Annotated in this window: 36 protein-coding genes; 30 read left to right on the forward strand and 6 right to left on the reverse strand. The window is 42.9% G+C overall.

Annotated elements, in window-relative coordinates; translation table 11 throughout:
• The first annotated feature begins 6 nt into the window (after positions 1 to 6).
• The 9 genes from aroE to H7968_RS14400 all read left to right on the forward strand — a co-directional run bounded on the left by aroE (position 7) and on the right by H7968_RS14400 (position 7,053).
• A complete protein-coding gene (gene aroE / locus H7968_RS14360) occupies positions 7 to 840 on the forward strand; it encodes a shikimate dehydrogenase (RefSeq protein WP_227396786.1) in 834 nt (277 codons plus the stop codon).
• The gene (yhbY, locus tag H7968_RS14365) at positions 840 to 1,139 is read left to right on the forward strand and encodes a ribosome assembly RNA-binding protein YhbY (RefSeq protein WP_134376693.1); all 300 of its coding nucleotides are present in this window, start codon (positions 840 to 842) and stop codon (positions 1,137 to 1,139) included. The genes aroE and yhbY overlap by 1 nt, the downstream gene beginning before the upstream one ends.
• Positions 1,139 to 1,714 carry a nicotinate-nucleotide adenylyltransferase gene (locus tag H7968_RS14370; protein ID WP_227396787.1) on the forward strand — a complete coding sequence of 192 codons (576 nt, stop codon included), beginning with the start codon at positions 1,139 to 1,141 and terminating at the stop codon, positions 1,712 to 1,714. The genes yhbY and H7968_RS14370 overlap by 1 nt, the downstream gene beginning before the upstream one ends.
• The gene (yqeK, locus tag H7968_RS14375) at positions 1,704 to 2,288 is read left to right on the forward strand and encodes a bis(5'-nucleosyl)-tetraphosphatase (symmetrical) YqeK (protein WP_227396788.1); all 585 of its coding nucleotides are present in this window, start codon (positions 1,704 to 1,706) and stop codon (positions 2,286 to 2,288) included. The genes H7968_RS14370 and yqeK overlap by 11 nt, the downstream gene beginning before the upstream one ends.
• Complete coding sequence (rsfS, locus tag H7968_RS14380; protein ID WP_134376690.1) at positions 2,275 to 2,628, forward strand: ribosome silencing factor; 354 nt, start codon at positions 2,275 to 2,277, stop codon at positions 2,626 to 2,628. Before yqeK ends, rsfS begins: the two co-directional genes overlap by 14 nt.
• Positions 2,628 to 3,371, forward strand: a complete 744-nt coding sequence (locus tag H7968_RS14385) for a class I SAM-dependent methyltransferase (protein WP_227396789.1) — start codon at positions 2,628 to 2,630, stop codon at positions 3,369 to 3,371. The genes rsfS and H7968_RS14385 overlap by 1 nt, the downstream gene beginning before the upstream one ends.
• 240 nt (positions 3,372 to 3,611) lie before the next feature.
• A complete protein-coding gene (locus H7968_RS14390) occupies positions 3,612 to 4,232 on the forward strand; it encodes a helix-hairpin-helix domain-containing protein (protein WP_227396790.1) in 621 nt (206 codons plus the stop codon).
• Between the two features lie 35 nt (positions 4,233 to 4,267).
• Positions 4,268 to 4,750, forward strand: a complete 483-nt coding sequence (locus H7968_RS14395; protein ID WP_227396791.1) for a ComE operon protein 2 — start codon at positions 4,268 to 4,270, stop codon at positions 4,748 to 4,750.
• Positions 4,747 to 7,053: a DNA internalization-related competence protein ComEC/Rec2 gene (locus tag H7968_RS14400; protein WP_227396792.1), complete on the forward strand. Its 2,307-nt coding sequence runs from the start codon at positions 4,747 to 4,749 to the stop codon at positions 7,051 to 7,053. Before H7968_RS14395 ends, H7968_RS14400 begins: the two co-directional genes overlap by 4 nt.
• Here H7968_RS14400 and H7968_RS14405 read toward each other — a convergent pair.
• Positions 7,050 to 7,184: a YqzM family protein gene (locus tag H7968_RS14405; protein WP_134376685.1), complete on the reverse strand. Its 135-nt coding sequence runs from the start codon at positions 7,182 to 7,184 to the stop codon at positions 7,050 to 7,052. The two genes, H7968_RS14400 and H7968_RS14405, sit on opposite strands and share 4 nt — an antisense overlap.
• A gap of 379 nt (positions 7,185 to 7,563) precedes the next feature.
• Between H7968_RS14405 and holA the strand changes: the two genes are divergently transcribed.
• Positions 7,564 to 8,604, forward strand: coding sequence for a DNA polymerase III subunit delta (gene holA / locus H7968_RS14410; protein ID WP_319799504.1), 1,041 nt, complete (start codon positions 7,564 to 7,566; stop codon positions 8,602 to 8,604).
• Between the two features lie 46 nt (positions 8,605 to 8,650).
• Here the strand turns inward: holA and rpsT are convergent, their stop codons facing one another.
• Positions 8,651 to 8,905, reverse strand: coding sequence for a 30S ribosomal protein S20 (gene rpsT, locus H7968_RS14415; RefSeq protein WP_134376683.1), 255 nt, complete (start codon positions 8,903 to 8,905; stop codon positions 8,651 to 8,653).
• 285 nt (positions 8,906 to 9,190) lie between these two features.
• Here rpsT and gpr point away from each other — a divergent pair, with 285 nt between their 5' ends.
• From gpr to lepA, 3 genes are all read left to right on the forward strand, one after another.
• Complete coding sequence (gene gpr / locus H7968_RS14420) at positions 9,191 to 10,240, forward strand: GPR endopeptidase (RefSeq protein ID WP_227396794.1); 1,050 nt, start codon at positions 9,191 to 9,193, stop codon at positions 10,238 to 10,240.
• 62 nt (positions 10,241 to 10,302) lie between these two features.
• Positions 10,303 to 11,385: a stage II sporulation protein P gene (gene spoIIP, locus H7968_RS14425; protein WP_227396795.1), complete on the forward strand. Its 1,083-nt coding sequence runs from the start codon at positions 10,303 to 10,305 to the stop codon at positions 11,383 to 11,385.
• An 81-nt stretch (positions 11,386 to 11,466) separates the two neighbouring features.
• Entirely contained in the window at positions 11,467 to 13,296 is a 1,830-nt protein-coding gene (gene lepA / locus H7968_RS14430; RefSeq protein WP_227396796.1) for a translation elongation factor 4, read from the forward strand.
• A gap of 69 nt (positions 13,297 to 13,365) precedes the next feature.
• Here the strand turns inward: lepA and H7968_RS14435 are convergent, their stop codons facing one another.
• The 3 genes from H7968_RS14435 to H7968_RS14445 are packed head-to-tail and all read right to left on the reverse strand — an operon-like array spanning position 13,366 to position 15,354.
• Positions 13,366 to 14,544: a tyrosine-type recombinase/integrase gene (locus H7968_RS14435; RefSeq protein ID WP_227396797.1), complete on the reverse strand. Its 1,179-nt coding sequence runs from the start codon at positions 14,542 to 14,544 to the stop codon at positions 13,366 to 13,368.
• A 6-nt stretch (positions 14,545 to 14,550) separates the two neighbouring features.
• Positions 14,551 to 15,018: an ImmA/IrrE family metallo-endopeptidase gene (locus H7968_RS14440; protein ID WP_227396798.1), complete on the reverse strand. Its 468-nt coding sequence runs from the start codon at positions 15,016 to 15,018 to the stop codon at positions 14,551 to 14,553.
• 9 nt (positions 15,019 to 15,027) lie between these two features.
• Complete coding sequence (locus H7968_RS14445; RefSeq protein ID WP_227396799.1) at positions 15,028 to 15,354, reverse strand: helix-turn-helix domain-containing protein; 327 nt, start codon at positions 15,352 to 15,354, stop codon at positions 15,028 to 15,030.
• A gap of 154 nt (positions 15,355 to 15,508) precedes the next feature.
• Between H7968_RS14445 and H7968_RS14450 the strand changes: the two genes are divergently transcribed.
• From H7968_RS14450 to H7968_RS14515, 14 genes are all read left to right on the forward strand, one after another.
• Entirely contained in the window at positions 15,509 to 15,733 is a 225-nt protein-coding gene (locus H7968_RS14450) for a helix-turn-helix transcriptional regulator (protein ID WP_227396826.1), read from the forward strand.
• Positions 15,730 to 15,951: a helix-turn-helix domain-containing protein gene (locus tag H7968_RS14455; protein WP_227396800.1), complete on the forward strand. Its 222-nt coding sequence runs from the start codon at positions 15,730 to 15,732 to the stop codon at positions 15,949 to 15,951. Before H7968_RS14450 ends, H7968_RS14455 begins: the two co-directional genes overlap by 4 nt.
• Complete coding sequence (locus H7968_RS14460; RefSeq protein WP_227396801.1) at positions 15,948 to 16,103, forward strand: DUF6906 family protein; 156 nt, start codon at positions 15,948 to 15,950, stop codon at positions 16,101 to 16,103. The genes H7968_RS14455 and H7968_RS14460 overlap by 4 nt, the downstream gene beginning before the upstream one ends.
• A gap of 214 nt (positions 16,104 to 16,317) precedes the next feature.
• Positions 16,318 to 16,524 carry a hypothetical protein gene (locus tag H7968_RS14465; RefSeq protein ID WP_227396802.1) on the forward strand — a complete coding sequence of 69 codons (207 nt, stop codon included), beginning with the start codon at positions 16,318 to 16,320 and terminating at the stop codon, positions 16,522 to 16,524.
• 194 nt (positions 16,525 to 16,718) lie between these two features.
• On the forward strand, positions 16,719 to 16,898 hold the full coding sequence (locus H7968_RS14470; RefSeq protein WP_227396803.1) for a hypothetical protein: 180 nt from the start codon (positions 16,719 to 16,721) through the stop codon (positions 16,896 to 16,898).
• A 111-nt stretch (positions 16,899 to 17,009) separates the two neighbouring features.
• A complete protein-coding gene (locus H7968_RS14475; RefSeq protein ID WP_227396804.1) occupies positions 17,010 to 17,684 on the forward strand; it encodes a Rha family transcriptional regulator in 675 nt (224 codons plus the stop codon).
• Between the two features lie 14 nt (positions 17,685 to 17,698).
• The gene (locus H7968_RS14480; protein WP_227396805.1) at positions 17,699 to 18,424 is read left to right on the forward strand and encodes a hypothetical protein; all 726 of its coding nucleotides are present in this window, start codon (positions 17,699 to 17,701) and stop codon (positions 18,422 to 18,424) included.
• A gap of 17 nt (positions 18,425 to 18,441) precedes the next feature.
• Positions 18,442 to 19,260: a DnaD domain-containing protein gene (locus tag H7968_RS14485; RefSeq protein ID WP_227396806.1), complete on the forward strand. Its 819-nt coding sequence runs from the start codon at positions 18,442 to 18,444 to the stop codon at positions 19,258 to 19,260.
• The gene (locus H7968_RS14490) at positions 19,253 to 19,603 is read left to right on the forward strand and encodes a replicative helicase loader/inhibitor (protein ID WP_227396807.1); all 351 of its coding nucleotides are present in this window, start codon (positions 19,253 to 19,255) and stop codon (positions 19,601 to 19,603) included. The genes H7968_RS14485 and H7968_RS14490 overlap by 8 nt, the downstream gene beginning before the upstream one ends.
• A gap of 1 nt (position 19,604) precedes the next feature.
• The gene (gene dnaB / locus H7968_RS14495) at positions 19,605 to 20,942 is read left to right on the forward strand and encodes a replicative DNA helicase (protein ID WP_227396827.1); all 1,338 of its coding nucleotides are present in this window, start codon (positions 19,605 to 19,607) and stop codon (positions 20,940 to 20,942) included.
• The gene (locus tag H7968_RS14500; protein ID WP_227396808.1) at positions 20,920 to 21,189 is read left to right on the forward strand and encodes a hypothetical protein; all 270 of its coding nucleotides are present in this window, start codon (positions 20,920 to 20,922) and stop codon (positions 21,187 to 21,189) included. The genes dnaB and H7968_RS14500 overlap by 23 nt, the downstream gene beginning before the upstream one ends.
• A complete protein-coding gene (locus H7968_RS14505; RefSeq protein ID WP_227396809.1) occupies positions 21,167 to 21,682 on the forward strand; it encodes a Holliday junction resolvase RecU in 516 nt (171 codons plus the stop codon). The genes H7968_RS14500 and H7968_RS14505 overlap by 23 nt, the downstream gene beginning before the upstream one ends.
• 171 nt (positions 21,683 to 21,853) lie before the next feature.
• Entirely contained in the window at positions 21,854 to 22,393 is a 540-nt protein-coding gene (locus H7968_RS14510; protein WP_227396810.1) for a dUTP diphosphatase, read from the forward strand.
• Between the two features lie 155 nt (positions 22,394 to 22,548).
• Positions 22,549 to 23,358, forward strand: a complete 810-nt coding sequence (locus H7968_RS14515; RefSeq protein ID WP_227396811.1) for a DNA adenine methylase — start codon at positions 22,549 to 22,551, stop codon at positions 23,356 to 23,358.
• A 37-nt stretch (positions 23,359 to 23,395) separates the two neighbouring features.
• On the opposite strand, the gene H7968_RS14520 is transcribed toward H7968_RS14515, so the two are convergent.
• The gene (locus H7968_RS14520) at positions 23,396 to 23,845 is read right to left on the reverse strand and encodes a hypothetical protein (protein ID WP_227396812.1); all 450 of its coding nucleotides are present in this window, start codon (positions 23,843 to 23,845) and stop codon (positions 23,396 to 23,398) included.
• A 121-nt stretch (positions 23,846 to 23,966) separates the two neighbouring features.
• Here H7968_RS14520 and H7968_RS14525 point away from each other — a divergent pair, with 121 nt between their 5' ends.
• The 3 genes from H7968_RS14525 to H7968_RS14535 all read left to right on the forward strand — a co-directional run.
• Entirely contained in the window at positions 23,967 to 24,272 is a 306-nt protein-coding gene (locus H7968_RS14525; RefSeq protein ID WP_227396813.1) for a hypothetical protein, read from the forward strand.
• A gap of 42 nt (positions 24,273 to 24,314) precedes the next feature.
• Positions 24,315 to 24,626: a hypothetical protein gene (locus H7968_RS14530; RefSeq protein WP_227396814.1), complete on the forward strand. Its 312-nt coding sequence runs from the start codon at positions 24,315 to 24,317 to the stop codon at positions 24,624 to 24,626.
• Between the two features lie 45 nt (positions 24,627 to 24,671).
• A partial coding sequence (locus tag H7968_RS14535; protein ID WP_227396815.1) for a DNA cytosine methyltransferase occupies positions 24,672 to 25,231 on the forward strand: 560 nt, incomplete at its 3' end.

The following is a 25,231-nucleotide window of genomic DNA, read 5'->3' on the forward strand; positions in this document are numbered from 1 at the left end:
ATGATCATGAAGCTGGCCGTTATCGGACATCCTATTAAACAGTCAAAATCACCCTTTATGCATAAGATCTGGCTTGAAGAGCTCGGCATTTCCGGGAGCTATGAAGCGAAGGACATTCTGCCGGAATCACTTGCCGGGGAGGTTGAAGCGCTTTTGAAGGGTGGATATGACGGCTGGAACGTGACCATTCCGCATAAAGAAGCCATCATACCGTTACTGGATGAGGTTGATGAACAAGCATCTGCGCTTGGTGCCGTTAACACTGTTATTGTAAAGGATGGCAGACTGATTGGTAAAAACACTGATGGGACAGGCTTCATGAAATCTCTTTTATTAAAGAGAACTGCTGAAGACATTGCCCGTTCCAGGGTGTTAATGATCGGCGCAGGCGGTGCTGCCAAAGGGATTGCAGGAGCGCTTGTCCCTTATCAGCCCAAATCTTTCTCAATTGCAAACAGAACACCCTCAAAAGGTGAACGGCTTCTAAACAGTCTGGTCATCAATGGTGAAAAGTACGCTTTAACAATAGATGAAGCGGAAGTGCAATTAGATAAATTTGATATTGTAATCAATACAACGTCGGTCGGTATGGTCCCGGATACAGATCAAACCCCGATCGATATGACAAGAGTCAGAAGAAAAAGTCTGGCGGCAGATATTATTTATAACCCACTTCAAACAGCGTTTTTAAAACAGGCATCAGAAGCTGGTGCTGATACGCTGAACGGAGTGGGAATGTTTGTGTATCAAGGCGCAACCGCTTTTGAAGAGTGGACGGGGAAAAAACCGGATGCTGAAAAAATGATAAAAAGGATTTCAGAAACAATAGGAGGATCATAATGCTTACAGGTAAACAAAAAAGATTTTTACGTGGTGAAGCACATCACCTATCACCTATTTTCCAAATTGGGAAAGGTGGCGTGAACGATAATATGGTAAAACAGATTGGTGAAGCATTAGAAGCAAGAGAACTTATTAAAATCAGTGTGCTCCAGAACTGTGAACAGGATAAGGATGAGGCTGCAGCTGTTATTGTGAAGGGAGCACGCGCCGAACTCGTTCAAATTATCGGAAATACGATTGTTGTGTATAAAGAGTCAAGAGAAAATAAGAAGATTGAGCTTCCGAAAAAAGGCTGATGCAAAAAAAGAGGATTGGCCTGCTAGGGGGCTCATTTGATCCTGTTCATATTGGCCATTTGATCATGGCGAATGAAGCTTATCAATCTCTTGGACTCGATGAAGTGAGATTTATGCCAAACGGTGCGCCACCACATAAGTCATTGTCCGGACAGGCAACAATTATGCAAAGGGTCGAAATGGTGGAACTCGCAATTGCGAATATCCCGTATTTTAAAATGGAATATGCAGAGGTCCATCGTAAGAATAAAGCGTACACGTATGATACAATAATGGAAATAAAAGAAAACGAACCTGGTCATGAATGGTTTTTTATCATTGGTGGAGATATGATGGATACATTAGCATCTTGGTACAGAATAAACGATTTAAAAAAACACGTTCAGTTTATCGGGTTTCATCGTCCGGGCATCACTCCTGCTGATGATACTGATGTCAGGGTCATAGAAGGACCCTCCATTCATTTATCATCAACCTTTATACGTGACCGGATTAAATCCGGTCAAAACTGCAAATTTCTTCTTCCGTCTTCTGTAGAGGCGTATATCAGTAAGGAGGGGTTGTATGAATCGTGAGGAAGCACTTTCTTATGTCCGTGAAATACTTCCTGCTAAGAGGTATATTCACACGCTGGGCGTAGTTGAAACGGCAAAAGCGCTGGCGGAATCAATCGGGGAGGATGCTGAAAAGGCAGAACTTGCTGCTGCGCTGCATGATATGGCGAAATATCAGAGCAGGGATGAATTGAAAAGGATCATTGTCGATCAGAAACTGGACATGCGCCTGCTTGATTTTCATCATGAGCTATGGCACGGTCCGGTAGCGGCACACCTGGCAAAAACGGAACTAGGCATTGAATCAGAAGAAGTGCTGCTTGCGATCCGTTACCATACGACCGGCAGAGCAAATATGACGAAGCTTGAACAAATCGTTTATTTGGCAGATTATATAGAACCCGGGAGAAAGTTTCCCGGCGTTGAAAAAGTAAGAGAGATAGCTTATACAGATTTTGATAAAGCGATGCGAAAAGCGGTAAAACAATCTATATTATTCCTGATTGAGAAAAAACAGCGTGTCTTTCCTGATTCGCTTGATTGTTATAACGACTTAATGCTGCAAAAGGAGAAGTTAAAATATGAAAGAAACTGAACTGTTAGCCCTTGCCTACAACGCGGTTGATGACAAGCGGGCAGAAGATATTATTACATTAAACATGCAGGGGATTTCCCTGATTGCAGATTACTTTATGATCTGTCACGGTAACTCAGACAAGCAGGTACAGGCGATTGCGCGTGAAGTAAAGGATCGTGCAGAAGAAGCCGGTTTTTCAGTGAAGCGCATGGAAGGCTATGACGAAGCGCGCTGGGTGCTTGTGGATCTTGGCTACGTTGTTGTACACGTGTTCCATCGTGATGAGCGCGATTACTACAAGCTCGAGAAACTTTGGGGAGATGCTCCGATTGAAGATATGACGAGCAGCCTGAACTGATGTCTTATGAATCATTTGCCCTTGTCTATGACCAGCTGATGGCGGATGTACCTTACGATTCCTGGATGGCTTTCTTAGTTGAAGCAACAGGGGATCAGGGCCATTCTGCGAAAAGACTTCTTGATGTTGGTTGTGGAACAGGTGAGTGGACGTTAAAGGCTTCAGAATATGGCTATGACGTAACCGGCATCGATCTATCTTCATCCATGCTCACCATTGCGCGTGAAAAAGCGGAAGAAGCAGGGCTGAAGGTTGATTTTTTCGAAATGAATATGACAGACGTGCAGGGTTTTGAACCTTTTGACCGCATTACGATCTTTTGCGATTCACTCAATTATCTTGAGACAGAAGAAGAGGTTCAAAAAACTTTTGCCAATATGGCTGTTCTGTTAAAGAGCGGAGGTTATTTACTGTTCGATGTCCATTCGATTTATAAAATGAACCACTTGTTCATCGGTCAGTCCTATCATGATGACACAGGTGAAGCAGCTTACATCTGGGATTCTTTTGAAGGGGAATATGAAAACAGCGTGGAGCATGAACTGAGCTTTTTCATTGAGGAAGAATCAGGTCTGTACAGACGATATGATGAGCTTCACAAACAGCGTACATTTACTGCTGAGCAGTATCAACAATGGCTTGAAGAAGCCGGTTTTCAGGTGAAATCCATTTCAGCCGACTTCACGATGGATGCACCGGAAGAAACAAGCGAACGCATCTTCTTTGTATGTACCAAACCATAACAACAATACGAACAGCGCCTTTTTGAGGAGCTGTTCTTTTTTATTGTAAGAATGTCAGGCGTGTATGAAATGGACTTTTTATCGATCAGAGGACCTGCCACACCCGGAGACTCCTGCGGCAGTGAAGCGACAGGTGAGGCAGGTCCGGTCTTACTATAATTAAAAATTCGTGTTTCCTTTTTAAAAATGGTATCATAAGGTAATCTTCTGAATCGGCCGCTGCTTCAGGAGGAATGGATCGTGAAAAATTGGATTTTAACTTACCGCAAACAGCTTCTTTATACTTCTCCTTTTATCCTCATCATCCTTTTTATTTTGTTTATCAATCCATCCGATCAGGAACCCGTTCCCTCACCACTTACTACACAAACAATGGAGCAAAAGCCTGACCCTGTAACTGAACAGGTTGAAACGGACACTGCCACTGAGAGCGTTACAAATGAAATTCATGTTGATGTTAAAGGCCAGATCAAACATCCCGGTGTTTATCGAATGAAAGAGGGGGACAGGGTCATTGATCTGATCGCTGCGGCAGGTGGTGAAACAGCTTCTGCAGATATGATAACAGTGAATCTTGCACAAAAACTTTCTGATGAAATGGTCATTTACATCCCGGTCCCGGGTGAGCAGGAGTTCAATATTCCGGATACTGTTGAAAAAGAACAGGGGAAAGTAAATCTGAATACAGCGGATCAGGCAGAGCTTGAGACCATTCCCGGAGTAGGACCAGCCAAAGCTTTAGCGATTATTGAGTTCAGGGAGTCGAATGGTGCATTTAAAGAAATCGAAGAAATTATGAACATTTCAGGCATTGGAGAGAAAACTTTTGATAAACTGAAAGAGTCAATTACCGTAAAATAATCATCAGCAGCGGCTGGTAACAGGAGGTACTCATAATGGAAAGAATTTCATGGGATCAGTATTTTATGGCTCAGAGTCATCTGCTTGCTTTAAGGAGTACTTGTACAAGACTGGCAGTTGGTGCAACCATCGTCAGGGAAAACCGGATTATTGCCGGAGGATATAACGGCTCGATAAAAGGCGGGACACATTGTATCGATGAGGGGTGTTATGTTATTGATAATCATTGTGTGCGCACGATTCACGCGGAAATCAATGCTTTGCTGCAATGTGCAAAGTTTGGTGCAGCGACTGAAGGAGCGCATTTGTACGTTACTCATTTCCCTTGTCTGCAGTGTTCAAAAGCGATTATTCAGGCGGGGATTCAGAAGATTTATTACGCAACGGATTATAAAAACCATCCTTACGCTGAAGAATTATTTGAGCAGGCGGGTGTACATATCGAACACGTTCCGTTCGACCCGAGCTCAATTGAAGCTTTAATCAGATCTTCAGATCAAAATGAGCATATAAAATGAAGCCGTTCCTACCGGCTGTCCCCGCCGCGCTGATCGGTGTTCTGGCGGGGCACTTTCATTTATGGCTGTATCTGGTCATTCCTCTGGTTATTCTTATGCTTATTAAAAAAATGAGATGGCTAACCTTCATACTCGTTGCAGTAGTAATGATCTCTTTTTATATAAGGTCGGATTTTTATTATTCCACATTATCCTCTACGCTTGATCCTTCAGAAACACCCGCTTTGCTTAAATTAACCTCTCCATTTAAAAACTCCGGTGATTATTTAACCGCAGAAGCTCAAACGTCTGAAAAAGAAAAAGTGATTATTCGTCTTTCAAAAAACTACACAGGAGCTGCTGATCTGTTCCCGGCAGAGTGTGTCTGGACAGGTGAATGGCATGAACCATCTGAAGCAGTCAACTTTAACGGCTTTGATTATCAGCAATACCTCTCTCTTCAGAATATCCATTGGATTTTTCATGCAGAAGATTTTTCAGAATGTGAGCAATTGCCTCCTTCGTTTATGGAGAAGCTCCTTTTAATAAGAGAGCGGGGCATCTCCCATATGAAAGCCCGTTTTCCGGAATCACTGCATGGTATCAGTTATGCTCTTTTGTTTGGAGACCGGTCTTTGATGAAGGAAGAGCATCTTATTGCTTACCAGAAGCTAGGGATCATTCATTTGCTGGCGATTTCCGGTATGCACGTCGGGCTGGTCTCTGTTCTGATCTGGAAAGTACTGCTCCGGCTGCAGTTGACGCGTGAATCGATTACGTTAATATTGTTTATCCTACTGCCGCTGTATGCTGTCATGACGGGTGCTTCTCCACCGGTTCTGCGTGCTTCAGGCATTGTGTTAACGATATTGGCTGTAAGGTTCATGAAGGGAAGGATGTCCCTGATAGAAGCGTTCTCTGTTGTAATCTGTTTTCATCTTTTCCTTATACCCGCGGCTGTGATGTCCCCAGGCTTTCAGTTGAGTTATGCAGTAAGTCTGTCCATCATTCTTTCTTCAAAACGCATCCTGCAACAATCATCCTCCATCATCGCCGTTTTAAAGGTAACGGGTGTTGCCCAGCTCGGTGCTCTTCCGTTTTTGCTTTGGCACTTTTACGAGGTCTCTATTGCTTCGTTTTTTGCTAATTTAATCTACATTCCTTTTTATACATTGTTTTTATTACCGGTTCTGCTACTGTTTTATGGGGCCAGCTTTGTTTTTCCTTCTGCTGTCTCAATTCTACTAGTGATTCCGGATCAGGCTGTCAGGTTATTTGATCATGCTGCTTTATTTTTTTCTGAATTTCCCTATGCCGTTCTGGTGACTGGAAAGCCTGCTGTATTCATGCTTTTTATGATTGTGATATCACAGATTGTCATTTTTTACTTTCTTGAGAAAAGAAAATACGGTGTCGTTTTTAGTTTGATCATGCTTTTTTGTATCTTCGGATTTTCTCGGGATCAGATTAACCCTAATGGTACAGTTACATTTATTGATGTAGGGCAGGGTGACAGCATATTGATTGATCTTCCTTATAATCAGGGGACGTATCTGATTGACGCAGGAGGAGCAATGGCTTTTTCAGATGAGGATGAGCCGTTTAGAGTTGGGAAGGAAATCATTGTACCCTTCCTTAAAAGCAGGGGAATCACATCGCTTGATCTTCTTATACTGACTCATCATGACTGGGATCACATTGGAGGTGCTGAAGATATCGCAGAGGAAATTCATATTAAAGAGGTTTGGACAAGTGAAGGATCACCTGATAAAAAGGAGATGAAGGAGCTTCTTGACTACTTTTACGAACAGAAGATACCGGTTTTTGAGCAGAATGAAACATTTACATGGGAGATTGGAGATGCGGAATTTAAGCTGATTCATCCGGATGATCATCTGGAAGGGAATAATAACTCTCTAGTTCTTCACGCACTCATCGGAGGAATGAGTTGGTTGTTTACCGGAGATATCGAAACAGAGGCTGAACGCAGTTTAAGTAAGCTGCCCATCCGTTCTAATGTTTTGAAAGTAGCCCATCATGGCAGCAACACATCCACGACAGACGAATTTCTAAATGCTGTTAATCCGGAGATTGCCGTCATCTCGGCAGGAAGAAACAATCGTTATGGTCACCCGCATCCTGATGTGCTGAAAAGGCTTGAGGATCAGGGTACAGCAGTGCTTGGCACTTATTCACACGGCGCGATTGAATTCCGCTATCGTAAAAACAATGGAACCTTTCACTGGATGCTTCCATACGCTATGGGAGTAAGTGAAATACAAAATAAAAAAGAGCCCGATCAGGCTCTTCATCAGGATCCTTAAGATCCAACTACCGATATAACGGTTCCTACAGTAAATAATAGTGCAAAAAATACGAATGAAACAACGAATGCTACACCGGAGTCAATTAAGTCGTTACGCTTCGACTGAACATTTTTTTCAAACTCGTTCATTTTTACCCCTCCTATATATACTTTTTCAGTATAGAGGATGCCAGAAAAAAAATCTATACTTACAAATTATTTTTCCTGCTATCCCATCGGTTATCACAAATATTTCACGATTTGTTGAAAATACTAACCGTGTAAACCACTGCTTAGAGAATATCCTAGGCTTCTCTTGGCAGAGTTTAAATACCCGCGCCGGTTATCCGGTGCGGCTTCCTGTGTTGTCATCAGCACGTGATTTCATTAGAATAAGAATATCTTCAGTTAAAGAATAGCTTTTTCCAGTGGCAGGTGCAAATCAGACCGCTGGTGAGAAGCAGCTTATATACATAAAACGAATCCTGAAAGCTTGGAAATACATTGAATTGAGGCGTTAACATTGATAGTGAAGGAATGGAATCAAATCAAAAACAAGCAGTTTGCCCCTGTTTATCTGCTTTACGGTGAAGAAGACTATCTCCTGCAGGAAACACGTCAGCTGCTTATTAAGCATGTGGTGAATGAAGATGAACTGGATTTCAATTTTTCCGTACACGATTTAAGCGATGGTGCGAGTCTGGAGGCGGCGGTAGAGGATGCGGAATCGTTTCCTTTTATGGGCGAAAGAAGACTCGTTTTTATCGATCACCCAGTTTTTCTAACGGCTGAAAAAAAGAAGGACGGGCAGGAATCAACAGCGGCGCTTGAAAAATATATTTCATCACCTGCACCTTACACAGTGCTTGTGTTATATATCCCTGTGGCAAAACTGGATGAAAGAAAGAAGATCACGAAGGCGTTAAAAAAATCAGGTGTTGTCATCGAAGCAAAAAATCTGTCTGAACATGACCTGAAAGGCTGGATTCAAAGCAGGGCGTCTGCGAGTCATGTGAAAATCGAGGACGATGCATTAGAGAAGCTTGTTTCGCTCACAGGAGCCAACCTGTTTATGCTGTCGGCTGAAATTGAAAAGCTTGCTTTGTTTTCAAGGGATGAAGGCGTCATTTCGTTAAAAACAGTTCTGACATTAACACCGAAGTCGGTGGAACAGAATGTTTTTGATCTGATTGAATATGCGGTTGGAGGAAAAATTGATCAGGCGCTGGATTTGTATCATGACTTGTTAAAACAAAAAGAGGAACCATTAAAAATACTCGCTTTACTCGCAGGGCAGTTCCGGTTAATTTATCAGGTGAAGAGTATGACAGAAAAAGGATTCAGTCAGCAACAGGTTGCATCGAGATTAAAGGTGCATCCATACCGCGTGAAGCTGGCGCAGAATCACGCGAGGTTCTTTACTTATGATCAGCTTGCACAGATCATTCAGCTGCTTGCGCAAAGTGATCTTGCGCTTAAAACATCCTCAGGCAGAAAAGAAATGGTGCTTGAGCTATTCCTGACCAGGCTGCCGGACATTATGAAAAATAAATCAAATACCGGGAGTTAAGCCCACTAAAAAACCCCTATTCCGTTTCGGGAATAGGGGTTCATTATTATGCGTTAAGCTTTCTCATTAGACGAGACTTTTGACGGGCTGCGTTGTTCTTGTGGATAAGACCCTTTTGAGCAGCTTTATCAAGTTGCTTAACAGCAGTAGATAGAAGTTCGTTTTTGTTTTCAGCGTTGTTTTGAACAGCTGTTTCAAAACGCTTCACTGCAGTACGCATAGCAGATTTCTGTTGAACGTTTGCTTCGTTGCGAACTGCGTTTGTTTTAGTACGTTTAATAGCAGATTTGATATTTGGCATGTATGTCACCTCCCGAACTGAATCGAGGTATTTTGTTAAAACCCGATTAAAAGATCAGCCGACAATTGCGGCAGCCGGTTTACTTAAACCGGTAAGATTCATTTACATAAGAACAAGGGATATTTTATCAAACGGGGACAAGGAATGCAATACTCCTGTTGAAAATGGTTCAGGACTTTTTGAAATCGTGATGGCGATCATCCTCCTGGTGGCATCGTGAATGGAAAATGGAATTTCGCTCATCCTACTTAACAAACATTGTGAAATGAGAAAGGGGACACAATCATGTCCGGACGAACGGATCTTGCACTGGAAGCGCTTGAGGCAGCTGAACAACTTCAGGAGATGGAGACGGTGGAATTAATAGAAGAAGAAATCGATTCATTTGTGTTGAAAAAAGTTCATATTACTCAGGAGACCGGGATGAAAATCGGGAAAAAGGAGGGGGAATACTGGACGTTTGAGGTACCCCAATTAAGGACGCAAAATGAAATCTGGGTGAAAAAAGCAACGGGCGGATTGGAGAAAGTGATCAGACTTTTCTTTGATGAAATGAAGATTCCTGGGGATGCGCCGGTTTTGATTGCAGGTCTTGGTAACTGGCAGATTACACCGGATTCACTCGGGCCACAGGTTTGCCACAGAATCTATGTCACCAATCATTTATTTGACTATGAACCGGAAGCTGTAGAGGACGGTTACAGAAGGGTGACGGCGATTGCGCCAGGGGTGATGGGGTTAACAGGTATGGAAACGGGGTCCATATTGAGTGGTGTCGTCAAGGAGTTTTCTCCGGGAGCTGTTGTCGTTGTAGACGCTCTCGCCGCTAAATCTGCGCTGCGAATACATTCAACCGTTCAAATTTCATCTGCAGGTATACAGCCGGGTGCAGGCGTTGGCAATAAAAGAAAAGAAATCAGCATTGAAACGCTAGGTGTTCCGGTTATTTCGATCGGAATTCCAACGGTTGTGGATGCAGCATCCATTACCCTTGATACGTTGGACTATACGGAGAAAACGCTAAGCAGCAAACGAATGAAGAGTATGAGACCGTCAAATGCGCTGACCGGGTCCATTCCGAAAGATGAGCTTCAAACACTTGAGGTTCCTGATAAAGAAAAAGAAGTATTTTTAGGTGTGCTGGGGACGCTCGATGAGGATGAAAAAAGGCAGCTGTTTTCAGATATACTCTCTCCTCTCGGACAGAATCTGATTGTCACGCCAAAGGAAACGGATCTCTTCATTGAACAGGCCGCCAATATGGTTGCGTCTGCCCTGAATTCTGCGCTCCATTCTGCGCTTACAGGAGGAGCGGGCGAGAGCTTCACCCACTGAGCAGTTCTGAACTTCATGCTTCCGCATACACTAGGATCAGCCTATTTTGCGGGAGGTACATAATGAGGAAAGCATTATCACACGAATCAGTCTACCTGTTCTTAAAAACCTTTTTACTGCTGCTCTCTGTAATGCTGACAGCTGTCTATCTGCCCGTTATCAAATCGGGAGTACCTGACATTAAGTGGTCTGTTCCTGATCAGCTGCCTGATCGGTGGATGACTTTTTTACTTCAGATGGAGTTTTTCCATTTTTCAAATGAAGATATTGCTGAACAATTCGGGTCGTATCTGAGAGGAACCGTATCTGACCCGATACACTGGCTGACGATGGAGGGACTGTCATTTACCACTGCCTCTGCGCTGTCTTCTGAAGATTCATTTCCCGAACCATCTGAGTCAATACCGCCTGAAGAATGGTTTTTGACCGGTATAGAAGATGACGCCGTTGAACCTGAAGAGATCGCTGAGACATCTGTTGCGGAGACTGCAGGTCTACCTGAGCGTGTTCTGATCTATTTCACCCATTCGCGGGAATCATTTTTACCTTATCTTCCTGAAACGAAGGATCCAAATAAAGCCCATCACTCAAAGGTGAATATTATGCAAACCGGACCGGTGATTGAGCAGGCGCTGGAAAAAAGAGGGGTCGGTGCGGTCGTAAATAAAACGGACATTGTTCAGTCGTTGAGAGATAAAGGGCTTGACTACTGGAATTCTTATGATGAATCAAGACACGTGGTAGAGGCTGCGATGGGTGATAACGGTCAGCTGACTTACCTCGTTGATGTCCACCGGGATGCACTGAGACGAGAGGCGACCGTGCTCGAGCATGAGGGAACGATCTATGCGAAGACCGCTTTTGTAGTAGGCGGTGAACATGCTGGAAGTAAAGAGAATCAGGCGTTTTCAGAAGAAATTCACAGGCGTATGAATGAGCGGGTTCCCGGTATTTCACGGGGAGTCTATGTGAAAAAGGGTGAAGGCACAAACGGTAAGTTCAATCAGGATCTGTCTTCAAGGTCTGTTTTACTTGAACTTGGCGGTGTAGATAATACGTTTGAGGAGCTTAACCGCTCAGCGGAAATATTTGCAGAAGTATTGAGTGAAATGATCCTTCAGGCCGAACCGGTCAGTACTCCGTAGAATGCCTGATTGAAACACGCCTGTTAACCTGTTATACTTTACGCTAGAGTATTGTGTCGAAAAAACAGGAGTGGACATTGAATGAACCGAGAAGAACGATTAAAGAGACAGAAAAACATACGAAACTTTTCAATTATAGCCCATATTGATCATGGGAAATCAACGCTTGCTGACCGTATTCTGGAGCAGACCAAAGCGCTGACTTCACGTGAGATGAAAGCGCAGCTGCTTGATTCCATGGATCTTGAGAGAGAGCGTGGCATTACGATTAAGTTAAATGCCGTTCAGCTTAACTATACAGCTAAAGATGGTGAAGTTTATACATTTCACCTGATTGATACACCGGGACACGTGGATTTCACCTATGAGGTTTCACGAAGTCTTGCTGCCTGCGAAGGAGCGATCCTGGTTGTTGATGCAGCGCAGGGGATTGAAGCTCAGACGCTTGCCAACGTTTATCTTGCGCTGGATAACGACCTTGAGATTCTTCCGGTTATTAATAAAATCGATCTTCCGGCCGCGGATCCTGAGCGTGTTAAGCAGGAGGTTGAGGATGTCATCGGACTTGATGCATCAGAAGCCGTTCTTGCTTCAGCAAAAGCAGGGATCGGGATAGAGGACATTCTTGAGCAGATCGTAGAGAAAGTCCCGGCGCCTCAGGGAGATCCTGAAGCACCGCTTAAAGCGCTGATCTTTGATTCCTTGTATGATCCGTACAGAGGGGTCGTTGCCTACATCCGTATCATGGAAGGTACCGTTAAACCGGGTGACAAGATCCGTATGATGGCAACAGGGAAAGAGTTTGAAGTCAATGAAATTGGTGTGTTTACGCCAAAATCAACGCCTAGAGAAGAATTAACGGTTGGAGACGTAGGCTTTTTAACAGCAGCGATCAAAAACGTAAGTGATACCCGTGTGGGTGATACGATCACAAGTGCTGTTAAACCGACAGATGCGCCGCTTCCAGGTTACAGAAGACTTAATCCGATGGTATATTGCGGACTTTATCCAATTGACACAGCTAAATACGTTGATTTACGTGAAGCACTGGAAAAGCTTGAGCTGAATGATTCCGCTTTGCAGTTTGAAGCAGAGACATCACAGGCGCTTGGATTCGGTTTCCGCTGTGGTTTCCTTGGACTTCTTCACATGGAAATTATTCAGGAGCGGATTGAACGTGAATTTAACATTGACCTGATCACAACGGCACCAAGTGTAATTTATGATGTGTATCAGGAAGATGGCACTCAAATCCGGGTGGACAACCCATCCATGATGCCTGACGCACAATCTGTCCACCACGTGGAAGAGCCATATGTAAAAGCAACAATTATGGTGCCGAATGATTATGTCGGTGCTGTTATGGAGCTGTCACAGGCAAAGCGTGGTAACTTCATCGATATGCAGTATATGGACGATTCACGCGTGAACGTCGTCTATGAAATTCCGCTTGCTGAAATCGTCTATGACTTTTTCGATCAGCTGAAATCAGGTACGAAAGGATATGCATCTTTCGATTATGAGCTGATTGGCTACCGCGAATCCAAGCTTGTGAAAATGGATATTCTCTTGAACAGTGAAAAAGTCGATGCACTCAGCTTTATCGTGCACAAGGACTTCGCTTATGAGCGCGGGAAACTGATTGTTGATAAGCTGAAGGAATTGATTCCAAGACAGCAGTTTGAGGTTCCGGTTCAGGCTGCGGTTGGCAATAAAGTTGTGGCCCGCTCCACAATTAAAGCCATTCGTAAAAATGTACTGGCGAAATGTTACGGGGGAGATATTTCCCGTAAACGTAAGCTCCTCGAAAAGCAGAAGGCCGGTAAGAAACGAATGAAAATGGTCGGCTCTGTTGAAGTGCCACAGGAAGCATTTATGGCTGTCCTTCAGATGGACGAAGGGGAGAAGTAAGAATTATCAAGGGGTAAGGGTTTTTTAAATAAATGATATGGTGGAGTTTGCCACCGATATGCCACCATCTTATAATTGACTGGTGATCGTATCGAAAATATCGGCGGCATCTCGCGCCATTTTCTTAGTCAAATGCACGTAACGATCTTCTGTGATCGATGCCCGGCTGTGACCCAGGCGTCGCTGAACAGTCTTTGTCGGCTGTCCGGCTTCAATGAGCATCGTTGCGTGTGTGTGTCTAAGTGAGTGGTAATTAAAATCAATGTTCAATTTTTCTTTAACATATTTTCTAGTCTGATATTTAACGACTGCCGGAGTGTAACGCTCACCGTTTTCTTTCCTGCATACATAATCATGTTCGCCGTAAGTGACATAGTGTTCACCATATTTCAAACGGTTTTCAAGCTGCCTACGCTTTTCTTTTTTTAGTACCGATAAGAGATTGTTTCCTACTGGTATGGAGCGGTACCCGGCTTTGCTCTTTGGGGATCCGATCTCCCAAGATATTTTATCTTTCCCATCCACTTTTTGTTTCCGGCCAACAAGCTGCTGTTCGATGTTTATAACACCCTCTTCAAAGTCAATGTGTCTCCATTCGAGGCCACAAGTTTCACCGACACGTAGAGCTGCATTTAAACCGATGACATATGGAATGTAAAAAGGATGGCCTTCGGTTATGTTTTCACTCAACAATTTTAGGTTTTCTCTGGATTGTATCTTCAAATCCTCTCTGGTTGCCTTTCTTGGCGTTTCAATCAACAGTTCGACATATTGCATTGGGTTCTCGTTGATGTACTTGTAGGGATAAACAGCCTGTTTTAATGACTTGTTTAAAACACCGATGATGATCTCAATTGTTTTTCTTGCCAAGCCTTCTCTTACTTTAAGATTTACAAATTGTTGCATCACATGTGGGGTTAAAGATTTCAATTTGTATTTCCCCAAGTGAGGTAGCACGTGTATTCTGATCAAGCCTTCATAATTGTATTGCGTGTTAGGCTTTAACTTCAGTTCGACATATTCTTTCTGCCAAAACATTAAAAAGTCATGCAACGTCATATCAGATGGCTTATATACAGTTCCGGCATTCTCATATTCAAGAATCTTTCTCCGCAAAACTCTTTCGGCCTCGCCCTTCGTCTGAGCACCTTCAGCAGTTCGCTCAATCTTTTTACGCTTACCATCAACCATTCCCAAATCAAAATAATAGTACCAGGTCCCGCCTCTTTTTCTTACTCCGCCTTTCACAATTATTCACCCCCTTTCAATGTCGTTTATGTTAATTGCAATGAATGGATCAAAATTGATTATGTATCCCTTATGCTGAACAGAGGGCCCGTACTTATTAAAGTAATGGTCGAGAATTACTTTGAGGTCATCCAACTCGATTTCAAAATCTATTGCCACATCCTCGGCTGTTAAATGTTTCTTTTCAAAACATGATACCAAGTCATCAAGCGATATAATTTTTTCGTATCCCCATCGTCGTGCAACGATCTCAGCTTTAATTTTTGGTATTGTATCTAATTCTGTGATGTCGCCAGCAGTAGTTTCATAATGACCGATCTCTTCCGCAAGTATGAAATGCTTTCTGTAAAGTGATTGTTTACGATCAATAAGTACCATATGGCCTTTATTAATTCCTGGCAAACCCTTTGGTAGCTTTCTGGTCTCCTTAATTGTTAATTCCGGATATTCAAGCATTAAAGATTCAAACCTCATAAAATCTACTCACTTTCGCTGTGATTTAATAAATTGGATATAACGCTTAATATCTTCCAACTCTTCCTCTGTTACATCTTCATCAATATGAGCTGCAATTGTCTCGAGTTTACTATCTTTAGCTTCCTGATCCTCTGGAAAAAATACATTAATGGATACCTTAAGCGATTTCGCAATATCAAATAGTACATCTTGGTTGGCATGACGAGCTCCCGTTTCGTAACGAGAAATAGTTTGCTTCGTTGTATTAATCATGGCTGCAAGTTCCTCTTGACTGTAGCCCCTTATTTCTCTCCATTTTTTAATTTGTTTACCAACATACTCTTTTAGTTCCATGATTAATCCTCCGATAATTTGTTTCCACTAGTATATAACGAAAATCACCGTTTTGGGAACTTTTTTATTTAAAATAAACAAATTTCGCTTTACATGTCACCAAATTGGTGATAATCTATGAAAAAAGCGAGGTGATAGAATGCAAGAGAACCTCATGATTTTAAGAGAGAAGTCTGGGTTTAGCAAAAGTCATATGGCTAAGGTATTAGGCATAACGCTTAAGACTTATACCTTAAAAGAACGTGGAGAGTATGAATTTACTCAAGACGAAATGTTTACTTTGGCAACTTTTTTTGATAAAAAGATTGACCAAATTTTTTTACCTCGAAGTCACCAAAATGGTGACGTGAGTAACCTTAATAAGGAGGGAGTAAATTGATTCCTCAGCTTTATGACATCTCGGAGGTTGCCAAGATTTTCAAAACTAACAAGAACATGATTTACAGCCTCATCGATTCCGGTCACTTGACCGCTCTTAAATTAGGGCGGTTAAAAGTTACCTCCTATGAAATTGAAGATTTTCTTAAAAGAAACAACGGTAAAGACTTTTCTGATCTTCAGAACGTTGTGGACTTTAAACGGGAGGTGAGTAAGTGAAATCAGGTAAACGTCCAACCAGATCGGAGCGGCAGCACATGCTTGACCATGGTTGCAATCCAAATAACTGGCTTGTATCTAAAAAAGCACAAGGAGTTATGCTGCTGATCCACCGCTTTACTAATCAAACCAAAGAAATCCCGATGAACTGAGGTGAATTTCAATGATCCGTACCGTTACTAACTGCTCTGAGAAAATAAGAACGCTTGAACTATCAAAACCGCGGAAACATTTTGTTTTCCTGAATCAAAAGCGAACTGACTTATTGGAAGTAAAAAGATCACCACGCTATTACCGCCGGATGTTCAGGTTGACGAATTATAAGGCTGCTCTTAATGAGCGTTACAAAGGATAGGAGGATGCACCATGCCAATAGGTGTTGGAGGTCCACAACCAAAAGAGGATTATGACTATATCTCTAATAGTGAAGCAGGGGCAGCCGTGGCAGAGGGAAAAGAGGTCCAGTTTATGCAAAACGGAAAATGGGTGACGATCATCCCGATCTTTCACAATATTTATCTGCTTCAAACCGCCAGTGGATTCAGGGTTAAGAAAGGAGCGGCTGATCAATGAGTGTATTGGGGATCGCCTTTATCATCTTTTCACTTTACAGTTTTGGCTTGCTAGTTTGGATCTATTATACGGATAAGGAGGCCAGCCAAGATGATCAATAAATTAAAGAGAGTGGTTAATGAGAGGGTTTGGAACCGCATGAGCGTTCAGGAGCGGATCATCTATCTGAAACATTTTAAGGGGGTGAGAATCAAATGAAACCTATGACGATTTGGGAGGTCACTCCGGAAAACAAAGATACCCCACCGATTTATGTGGTAACTGAAAGCGATCATATGTCGGCTGCAATTGAACTGGCAGAAGCATCCGTCCGGTGCGAATATAACGGAATTAAACGTTTCGCATACACGTTCACATTCGACGACAAAAAATGAGCCCACCAGCGGCAACTGGAAGGCTCAGGGTTATCTGCATATCAAAACTGTCAAGTTCATGGTAGCAGATAACCCGCATGATTGACAACTATTTTTGCGGGAGGGTATCACATGACAAATCAATTAGACCTGGTATTTGAAAACCAAGGTCAAGCAGCTACAGATTCATTGATAATTTCTCAGGCATTTAACAAACGTCATGATCGAGTGCTGCAGGACATCCGAACTTTAGGTTGCAGTGATGAATTCAGACTCCACAATTTCGTGGAGTCCTCATACATGAATAATCAGAACAAGGAAATGCCTTGCTTTGTAATGACGAAAAAAGGCTTCACTCTTTTAGCAATGGGATATACCGGTCCCGAAGCCATGAAATTTAAAGAAAAGTACATTGATCAATTTGACAGGATGGAAGAGTCCATTCGAACAGAGGGTGCGGTTTCAAAACCTCTCTCAGATCGCCAGCAAAGAATTCTTCATCTGCAGACCACCTTGGAGCATGAGGAAAAGTTTGTTCAGGTGGATAGCCGTCTGGAGAAGCTTGAAAAAGATACCCGCATTGATTCATTTCAACAAACCGTGATCCAGAAGCAGATCGGCAGCCGCGTCGCCAGAGTACACCGTGATGAAAATTTAAACCCAGATCAGTTGGATAAAAAGAAAATTTATCCGCAACTCCATCGGAATCTAAGAGACTCATTTCGCGTACCTTCTTACCGGGATATCAGACGCATTGACTTCGATGATGCTGTGGCGTGGATCAAGAACTGGAGACCGATGATATGAGGGGAGTGGGGAGCATGCCAGTGTTTAAATCAAAGACCGGGAGTGCGCTTGAACGATTTCAGGCGCACATTGATCGCCATTCTGATCGTGTTTTAAGAATCAACGAAATCAAAGGAAAGATAAACGAATCCTTTTTACATGAGCTGCATGAATTGCAGACCGAAGAACGATCACTTGATCGAGAACACTATAAATCTTTTGTCTTTAACATGCTCATCTTACACAAGATGGAGTGCCGTTCTTTTGTAGAGTTATCGGAGGTTTATGGACGCCAAGCGATCCTAGCTGATATTAATTTAGATCGTTTTTCTAAAACGCGCGTCATTGAAAATTTTAATCGTTTGAAAGAAATTTACAAAAAGTATCTTACTAATGCTGGAGAGAACATCTTTGAAATGTCGCATATGTGCGAGAGCCTGAACATCGTATTTTCGAAAAGTGAAATCAAGACTATGTTCTCGGTAACGGAGCAGGAATATCGGGATGCTTCAAAATTTATTGATAAAAGCTTAATATGTGTCCCTTTCATTTGTTCGGTTGGTGATGAAGCATTAATCGATTCGGTACATGCTGCATTTCGGAAAAGGCTTAACAACTCACCAATGCTGAGAAAAATGATGAGTGAAAAGGTAGAAGAATTTATGCCAGACTTACCGAGATATCGAATCATTGTTGATAAAGCAATACCAGAAGAAAAGCTGTTTGGCAAGAAGGCGCCGAGTCTTAAAAGAATCAAATAAACACAGGGGGATCTACTATGTCAAAACTGTTAATCAATGAATCACCGCTGCAGGTCCTCCCCGGACTTGCCGTGAAGATTGGGCTAAATGAAGCGGTTATCCTGCAACAGATGCATTACTGGCTGAATCACTCCAAGAATTTTCGTGATGGTCGCAAATGGGTGTTTAAGACTTATCGAGAGTGGCAACTTGAATTTCCCTTCTGGACAGAGAGAACGGTTAAACGAGTGTTTGCCAGTCTGGAAAAAATGGAGCTTGTGATCAGTACCTCAGAGTACAACGAAATGAGTATTGATAAGACAAAATGGTACTCCATTGATTACGACAAACTGGAAGAAATCACGATAGACGCTTTTGGTCCGTCCATAGTGACAAATTGTCCCGTCGATGGTGACAAAATGGCACGTCCAGAGGGACAGATTGTCACTACCAATAACCATAAGACTACATCATTAGATTTTAATAATAATAATGACCAGGCTGAGCCTGAGTCTGAAAAACCAAAAGCGAAAGACGAAGATCAAAACCCGATTCGATTTTATGAGCGCAACATCGGCCCGGCATCCCCTTACCTGATGAACGAGATCTTACAGTGGGCTGATGAATACTCTGACACGCTGATCATTGAAGCCATGAAGCGATCACTTGAAGCGAATAAGCGGTCATGGGGTTATATCAAAAGTATCTTGATGGAATGGGTGCATAAAAACGTTCGAACGATTGAAGACATACAGGCCCTGGATATCGAATTTAAAAACAGCCGCTCCGCAGTGGCAGGGAATAAACAGGCGAAACGAAAGAGGCCGGGCGAGGAGGATCTGAACCTCGATGACTAAAAGAGAGCTGCTACAACTCTTTAAGACAATCGCTCATGTGTATCCGTCATTTGATTGGGACCAGGGCAAGATCGATGTCTGGCACCGAATGATTAAGGATCAGGATTACGAAGCAACGGAGCGGGTGCTTGATGCTTACATGCAAGATAACCGATTCCCGCCGACTATCGCTGATCTGAGGGTTAAATCAGCAGGCTTACAACTCAACGTACCGGACCTGCAGGAAACTAAGCAATACATCAATACCAAACTGGCCGAAGGGTCACAGTCAGCTACCGGAAATCACCCGGAGCGGCTGAAAGCACTGGAAACCATACGAAAGGGGTTGGGGATCCGTGACTAAAATGGACATACAGCTTTACAGCAAGGAATCAGAGGATGATGTGATTAGCTCGATCATGATCAAGCCAGAACTGATTGATGATTTATCAGTTAAACCACTCCACTTTTTCCAGCATAAGCACCGATATTTGCTGAAAACAATGATCAGCATGAGAGATGAACAGATACCAATAGATATCTCAACGCTGGCGGATCGACTGAAGCGGGAGGGGCATTTAAAAACTGCCGGCAATGTGACAGGGCTGCTTGAGTTTATGAATATGGCCTTTACCACAACTATCGAGAATCTGAGATACAAAGAAAAGATCATAAAAGAGAATCATCAGTATCGTAGTTTGCTAGACCTCTCTAAGGAGCTGCAGGATATCGCCCGGGAGCAGCGTGATCTATCTGAGGTTGCCCTTGTGGCGGACAAGCTCACGAACATTGACTCATTTGAGCAGAATAAGCGTGAATCCATCAAGGACGTGCTGGTAAAGGTGTACGACAACATTGAGTCCCGCTCCAGCCAACTGCAAGACGTGACTGGCATTAAAACCGGATTCTCCGATGTAGACCGGATCCTGAATGGTTTACATGAAACAGAGTTGTCCATCGTTGCCGCCCGACCGTCTATCGGTAAAACAGCCCTTGCTCTTAACTTTGGCACAGGCATAACGAAATCAAGCAGAGCTATCCCAGTGATCTACTCGTTAGAAACAACGAGTGAGAAGCTGGTTGAGCGTCAGTTAGTCGCAACCGGTAATTTGGACGCGCAGAGAGTCAGAACAGGCCATATCGCAGAAGCTGAATGGAGAAGGATCACATACGCGATGGGTGAGTTAAGCAATAAAGAAATGTTTTACCACGATCTCTCCCGGTGCACACCAGGTTACATACGGAGTGACTTGAAGCAACTGAAGAAACAGTTTCCCGATCGTAACTTTGTTGCCATCATTGATCACCTGCAGCTTATGAGCTCTGATCGCCGGGAACCGAACCGTAACCTTGAAGTCGGAGCCATTACACGAGATCTGAAAATGATTGCCAAAGACCTTGATGTACACGTCATGTTGCTCTCCCAGCTATCCAGAGGTGTAGAGTCCCGTCAGGATAAACGCCCGATGATGAGCGATCTACGTGACTCAGGAGAGGTGGAGCAAAATGCGGATGTCATTGCCTTCCTGTACCGCGACGATTATTACGACAAGGAAAGCGAAAATCAAAACATCCTTGAGTTTATCGTTGCCAAGCAGCGTAATGGCCCGGTCGGCACCGTACAGCTGGCATTTATGAAAGAAATGAATAAATTCGTGAACCTGGAAAGAAGGTTGGACCATGCAGATCAAGCTGTTGTATGAATCGGCAGTCCGAGGAAAGATGAAGGCGCTCGCCCTGATGATTGATTATGTGGTCAATGAGAAAAAGACACTCAGCTTTAAGGATCATGTCGGAAACTTGAACAGATATATGCTACCGAAGCATCAGGTCCGGATGAACAAACTGCTGAATGAGTATAAACAGCAAAAGCAGCATGATCCGGAATGGCCGCTATACGATCTGTTTAAAAAGGATGGTGAAAAAAGTGAAGTCAAGAAGTCACAGTAACCGTGGCAAGGTGCTTGAAACCTATATCGACATGGCTAACATCAAGTACCGCCAGAGCGGCCGCGCAGAGATCATTAAGCAGTATCCGGAAGTAAAAGCCACAATGACCGATGGTGCCCGGATTCGGAGCGGGTTTTTCAAATCAAAAGGTGCGCCTGATTATATCGGACTGATCGGCAGCCTGCCAGTTTGTTTTGATGCCAAACAAACAGCAAGCAAAACGAACTATGAACTGAAAAACATCCACGATCATCAGGTGCAATACTTTAACCGGTGGTCCGCGCAGGGTGGCAAGGCATTCTTGATCGTCTGTTTTACAGCATTAAACGAAACGTACCTGCTACCCCATGAAGTGCTAAGAGAGCGCTGGCAGGCGGCGGTAGACGGTGGAGTGAAGAACATCCCGCTCACAGTGTTTAAAGAGCAGGGGATTGAGATTAAGTCAGGGAGCGGTTTAACCATCGATTGGTTGCCGGCAGTAACGGAGGAATAGCATTCATGCAGTGTGTAAGCTGTCATCAAGAAATGACACAGATGAATCAAATTGAACTGAAATACTATTGCTTTTATCAATACAAATGCACTCTCTGTCAGGCAACTGGATCAACGATTTTAGACAGTGATGGGACGTTAACAAATTTTAAGTGGAGAGCGGGGACAGGTGATGAATCTATCAAAACTATTCGATATGCAAAGGAAACTTGATGAGAGGATCGGACGTGAACATCCGCCGCAGCCAGGTGAGGATCGTATGGCTAAGAAAATATTAGCCTTGCAGGTTGAGTTGGGGGAACTTGCGAATGAGTGGAGAGGTTTTAAGTTTTGGAGTAATGATCAGGAGCCGAGGTCTAAAGGCGAATGGATACGTTCGACAGGCATTGAGAATGGCAAATTCATTGACGTTTATAAAAACCCTCTACTCGAAGAATACGTTGACTGCCTGCATTTTATTCTTAGTATTGGAAACTCCTTAGAAAATATGAATGTTACATTCTACTCTAAGAAACATGAGAACCTATTGACTCAATTCATTGAGATTCAAGGAACGATCTATGAGTTAATAGCTTTTCCTGGAGAATTCGGTCTTTTGCTAAGTGAGTTCATTGGACTTGGCGAAATGCTCGGATTCAAATGGGAAGAAATCGAAGAAGCTTATATTCAGAAAAACGAAGTTAACTTTGCCCGGCAGGATAATGGCTACTAAGGGCGATAAGTTTCACGCCCTTGTCACGGTTGAAAAAACGAAAAAGCAGGTACCCACTGTTATCAGAGTTGAGGGCAAGAAATATGTCCTGGTACATGAGGACACGATGAAATGACATATCTGACACACGATGCGTCGCAGAAAGGAGGGCTTACATGAAAAGGATCTTAAATTATCCAGGTAGTAAGTGGAGTATGGCCAGTTGGATTATTGATCACATGCCGCAACACGAAGTTTATCTGGAACCATTCTTCGGATCTGGGGCAGTCTTTTTCAATAAAGCACCGGTGAAGATCGAAACAATAAACGATCTTGATAGCCGTATAGTCAATCTTTTCAGAGTAATACGGGACAATCCTGAAGAACTTTCAAGATTGGTAGCCTTTACCCCATTATCAAGAGAAGAGTACAAGAACAGTTACGAGGCCCATCCGGATCCCTTGGAAGATGCTCGACGATTCTTAATCCGGTGCTGGCAGGCGATTGGTGCAAAGACATCTGACATTACAGGGTGGAGAGCTTCCATATCAGCTAACAGCCCGAATAACACTAAACAGTGGGATACCATTCCTTCGGTTATTACAGAAGTGGCCAGTCGATTAAAAAACGCTCAGATAGAAAATCAAGATGCACTGCAACTGATTCAACGCTATAACCGCGAGAACGTTTTAATATATGCTGATCCTCCTTATGTAAGGTCCACTCGAACCAACAGGCATTATGCTCATGAAATGGATCTTCAAGGTCATATGGATTTACTTGAAGTGTTAAGAGACCATCAGGGACCGGTCATTCTGTCAGGCTACGACAGTGAGCTATATCGGCAGTATTTATCAGATTGGCATACAGAAGAAAGGATGGTATCTGCAGAGGCAGGAGTGCGAAAAAAAGAAAGTCTTTGGATTAATCCTGCAGCTGCTAATCAAATGCGGCAAATAACTTTGTTTGAAATGGGGTCTAGTTAAAGATCACAAAGGTTAAATATTACACGAGGCGTCTCGACTATAGAACTTTGTATTTTTTAAGAATTATCATGTATAAATGGGCTCCAGTATACCCGACTAAATAAACGAAAAATGTAAAAAAGATGTTCCAACCGTTATGGTAACTGATCTTATCTAAAAATACAGCCATCAATTCTAGTGAGGTAAACGTGATACTGAATAATAAAATTAGCCAATGTGAATTGATTAAATTTTTTATATTTAGATATCCAAATAGTGATGCTATAAAAGGAAAATATCCAACATTGTAGGGGAATGCTGACAAGGAACCATTTTTCTCATACACCGGGGAAACTGTCCAATAAAGTCCGGAGCCCCAATCGTTACTTGTGAAAGCAATTGCTATACCTAAAGGATACATGAGAATGATGATTTTCGGATTTTGTTTAAATAAATACAGCGTTAAGATTCCAGGAAGTACTAGGCCGATTAAAACATTGGTTAACATGATGTGGCCTCCTTCTCTTTTATCTCTAGTATCCCAAGTTCGAAGATTTTCAATTCTAAACAACAAATAATTCGTTTAAATGCACATACCGAACAAGATGTGAACCAAAGGAGGGGAAATATTGGACATTAAAAAAGGATACACAAATAGAGGATTTCAAGATATTGAATTTAGAGATATAAATAGTGTGAGCTGTAGCATTCAAAAATCTTCTTTAGCGACAGAGGATGCAATTTGGTTTGGTGTAAATGACGCGGATCCTAAAATATTGGCGTCTAAAACCAAAGAAGGTGGAACTGGCTGGGTAACTCACGACATTCCAAAAGAAGTATTACTTACTACAAGAATGCACTTAACACAAGACCAAGTTAAAGATTTGTTACCAATCTTACAAACATTTGCTGAAACAGGTCGATTACCAGATTAATGCAGCACTCCAAAAATAATATGCATCAAAAGGAGAATGAAAATGGCTAAAATGGTTGTTGAACTATCTATTACTCAAACGCATACGGTACAGGTTGTTGTCGATGGAGAATTCGAAGATAAAAAAGACCCTGCTATTGATAAATTAGCAAAACTCGCTGCAGACAATATGAATCATGAGCATTGGGAACATGAAACCACTGAATTTGAAATTCAAAACGTTTCACCAGTACCCGAAACCTTTTCCTCATACCACCATGATTTATTAGCGGCAGGTTACTCACTGGAACAAATAAAAGATTATTCAGATGATGATGCAGAGGCTGAAATTGATGCCATAAAAGATTCTATTTAAGTCAGATCTCGAAAAAATTCCACGTCGTAGAGAGGAGCCTGAAACATGCAGTTGGATTTATTCAGAGAGATCATAGTAGACAACTTTGCAGGAGGTGGCGGTGCCAGTACGGGGATTGAGATGGCTACCGGGTTAAATGTCGATGTAGCAATTAATCACGATCCGACCGCCATTGCCATGCACAAGGCTAATCACCCGCATACCGAACATTATTGTGAGTCAGTATGGGACGTTGATCCAGTTGAGGTGGTGAAGGGTAGGAAGGTCGGCTTGTGCTGGCTCTCTCCTGACTGCAAACACTTTTCTAAAGCGAAGGGCGGAAAGCCTGTTGATAAGACAATCAGAGGGCTTGCTTGGGTGGCGCTCAGGTGGGCGGCCACCGTCAAGCCAAGAGTCATCATTTTGGAAAACGTAGAAGAGTTTAAAACGTGGGGACCACTTAAAGATGGTAAGCCAGATCCAGATCGAAAAGGATACACATTCAAGTCATTCGTGAAACAGTTTAGGAAACACGGATATGAAATCGCCTGGAAAGAACTTCGGGCCTGTGACTTTGGCGCGCCTACCACTCGGAAAAGGTTATTTCTAATTGCCAGATGTGATGG

This window comes from Jeotgalibacillus aurantiacus (genome assembly GCF_020595125.1).
GTDB classification, from domain to species: Bacteria; Bacillota; Bacilli; order Bacillales; family Jeotgalibacillaceae; genus Jeotgalibacillus; species Jeotgalibacillus aurantiacus.

Excerpts from the sequence above, each read along its gene's own strand:
- H7968_RS14385 (WP_227396789.1), top strand. The coding sequence starts at position 2,628 with ATGTCTTATGAATCATTTGCCCTTGTCTATGACCAGCTGATGGCGGAT.
- H7968_RS14465 (WP_227396802.1), top strand. The coding sequence starts at position 16,318 with ATGCCAATAGGTGTTGGAGGTCCACAACCAAAAGAGGATTATGACTAT.
- H7968_RS14440 (WP_227396798.1), bottom strand. The coding sequence starts at position 15,018 with ATGAGGTTTGAATCTTTAATGCTTGAATATCCGGAATTAACAATTAAG.
- gpr (WP_227396794.1), top strand. The coding sequence starts at position 9,191 with ATGTCCGGACGAACGGATCTTGCACTGGAAGCGCTTGAGGCAGCTGAA.
- H7968_RS14490 (WP_227396807.1), top strand. The coding sequence starts at position 19,253 with ATGACTAAAAGAGAGCTGCTACAACTCTTTAAGACAATCGCTCATGTG.
- H7968_RS14450 (WP_227396826.1), top strand. The coding sequence starts at position 15,509 with ATGATTTTAAGAGAGAAGTCTGGGTTTAGCAAAAGTCATATGGCTAAG.
- H7968_RS14370 (WP_227396787.1), top strand. The coding sequence starts at position 1,139 with ATGCAAAAAAAGAGGATTGGCCTGCTAGGGGGCTCATTTGATCCTGTT.
- H7968_RS14445 (WP_227396799.1), bottom strand. The coding sequence starts at position 15,354 with ATGGAACTAAAAGAGTATGTTGGTAAACAAATTAAAAAATGGAGAGAA.
- H7968_RS14475 (WP_227396804.1), top strand. The coding sequence starts at position 17,010 with ATGACAAATCAATTAGACCTGGTATTTGAAAACCAAGGTCAAGCAGCT.
- H7968_RS14515 (WP_227396811.1), top strand. The coding sequence starts at position 22,549 with ATGAAAAGGATCTTAAATTATCCAGGTAGTAAGTGGAGTATGGCCAGT.
- H7968_RS14485 (WP_227396806.1), top strand. The coding sequence starts at position 18,442 with ATGTCAAAACTGTTAATCAATGAATCACCGCTGCAGGTCCTCCCCGGA.
- H7968_RS14530 (WP_227396814.1), top strand. The coding sequence starts at position 24,315 with ATGGCTAAAATGGTTGTTGAACTATCTATTACTCAAACGCATACGGTA.
- rsfS (WP_134376690.1), top strand. The coding sequence starts at position 2,275 with ATGAAAGAAACTGAACTGTTAGCCCTTGCCTACAACGCGGTTGATGAC.
- yqeK (WP_227396788.1), top strand. The coding sequence starts at position 1,704 with ATGAATCGTGAGGAAGCACTTTCTTATGTCCGTGAAATACTTCCTGCT.
- aroE (WP_227396786.1), top strand. The coding sequence starts at position 7 with ATGAAGCTGGCCGTTATCGGACATCCTATTAAACAGTCAAAATCACCC.
- H7968_RS14510 (WP_227396810.1), top strand. The coding sequence starts at position 21,854 with ATGAATCTATCAAAACTATTCGATATGCAAAGGAAACTTGATGAGAGG.
- H7968_RS14470 (WP_227396803.1), top strand. The coding sequence starts at position 16,719 with ATGAAACCTATGACGATTTGGGAGGTCACTCCGGAAAACAAAGATACC.
- H7968_RS14395 (WP_227396791.1), top strand. The coding sequence starts at position 4,268 with ATGGAAAGAATTTCATGGGATCAGTATTTTATGGCTCAGAGTCATCTG.
- H7968_RS14480 (WP_227396805.1), top strand. The coding sequence starts at position 17,699 with ATGCCAGTGTTTAAATCAAAGACCGGGAGTGCGCTTGAACGATTTCAG.
- H7968_RS14405 (WP_134376685.1), bottom strand. The coding sequence starts at position 7,184 with ATGAACGAGTTTGAAAAAAATGTTCAGTCGAAGCGTAACGACTTAATT.
- H7968_RS14500 (WP_227396808.1), top strand. The coding sequence starts at position 20,920 with ATGCAGATCAAGCTGTTGTATGAATCGGCAGTCCGAGGAAAGATGAAG.
- H7968_RS14520 (WP_227396812.1), bottom strand. The coding sequence starts at position 23,845 with ATGTTAACCAATGTTTTAATCGGCCTAGTACTTCCTGGAATCTTAACG.
- rpsT (WP_134376683.1), bottom strand. The coding sequence starts at position 8,905 with ATGCCAAATATCAAATCTGCTATTAAACGTACTAAAACAAACGCAGTT.
- spoIIP (WP_227396795.1), top strand. The coding sequence starts at position 10,303 with ATGAGGAAAGCATTATCACACGAATCAGTCTACCTGTTCTTAAAAACC.
- yhbY (WP_134376693.1), top strand. The coding sequence starts at position 840 with ATGCTTACAGGTAAACAAAAAAGATTTTTACGTGGTGAAGCACATCAC.
- H7968_RS14400 (WP_227396792.1), top strand. The coding sequence starts at position 4,747 with ATGAAGCCGTTCCTACCGGCTGTCCCCGCCGCGCTGATCGGTGTTCTG.
- lepA (WP_227396796.1), top strand. The coding sequence starts at position 11,467 with ATGAACCGAGAAGAACGATTAAAGAGACAGAAAAACATACGAAACTTT.
- dnaB (WP_227396827.1), top strand. The coding sequence starts at position 19,605 with ATGGACATACAGCTTTACAGCAAGGAATCAGAGGATGATGTGATTAGC.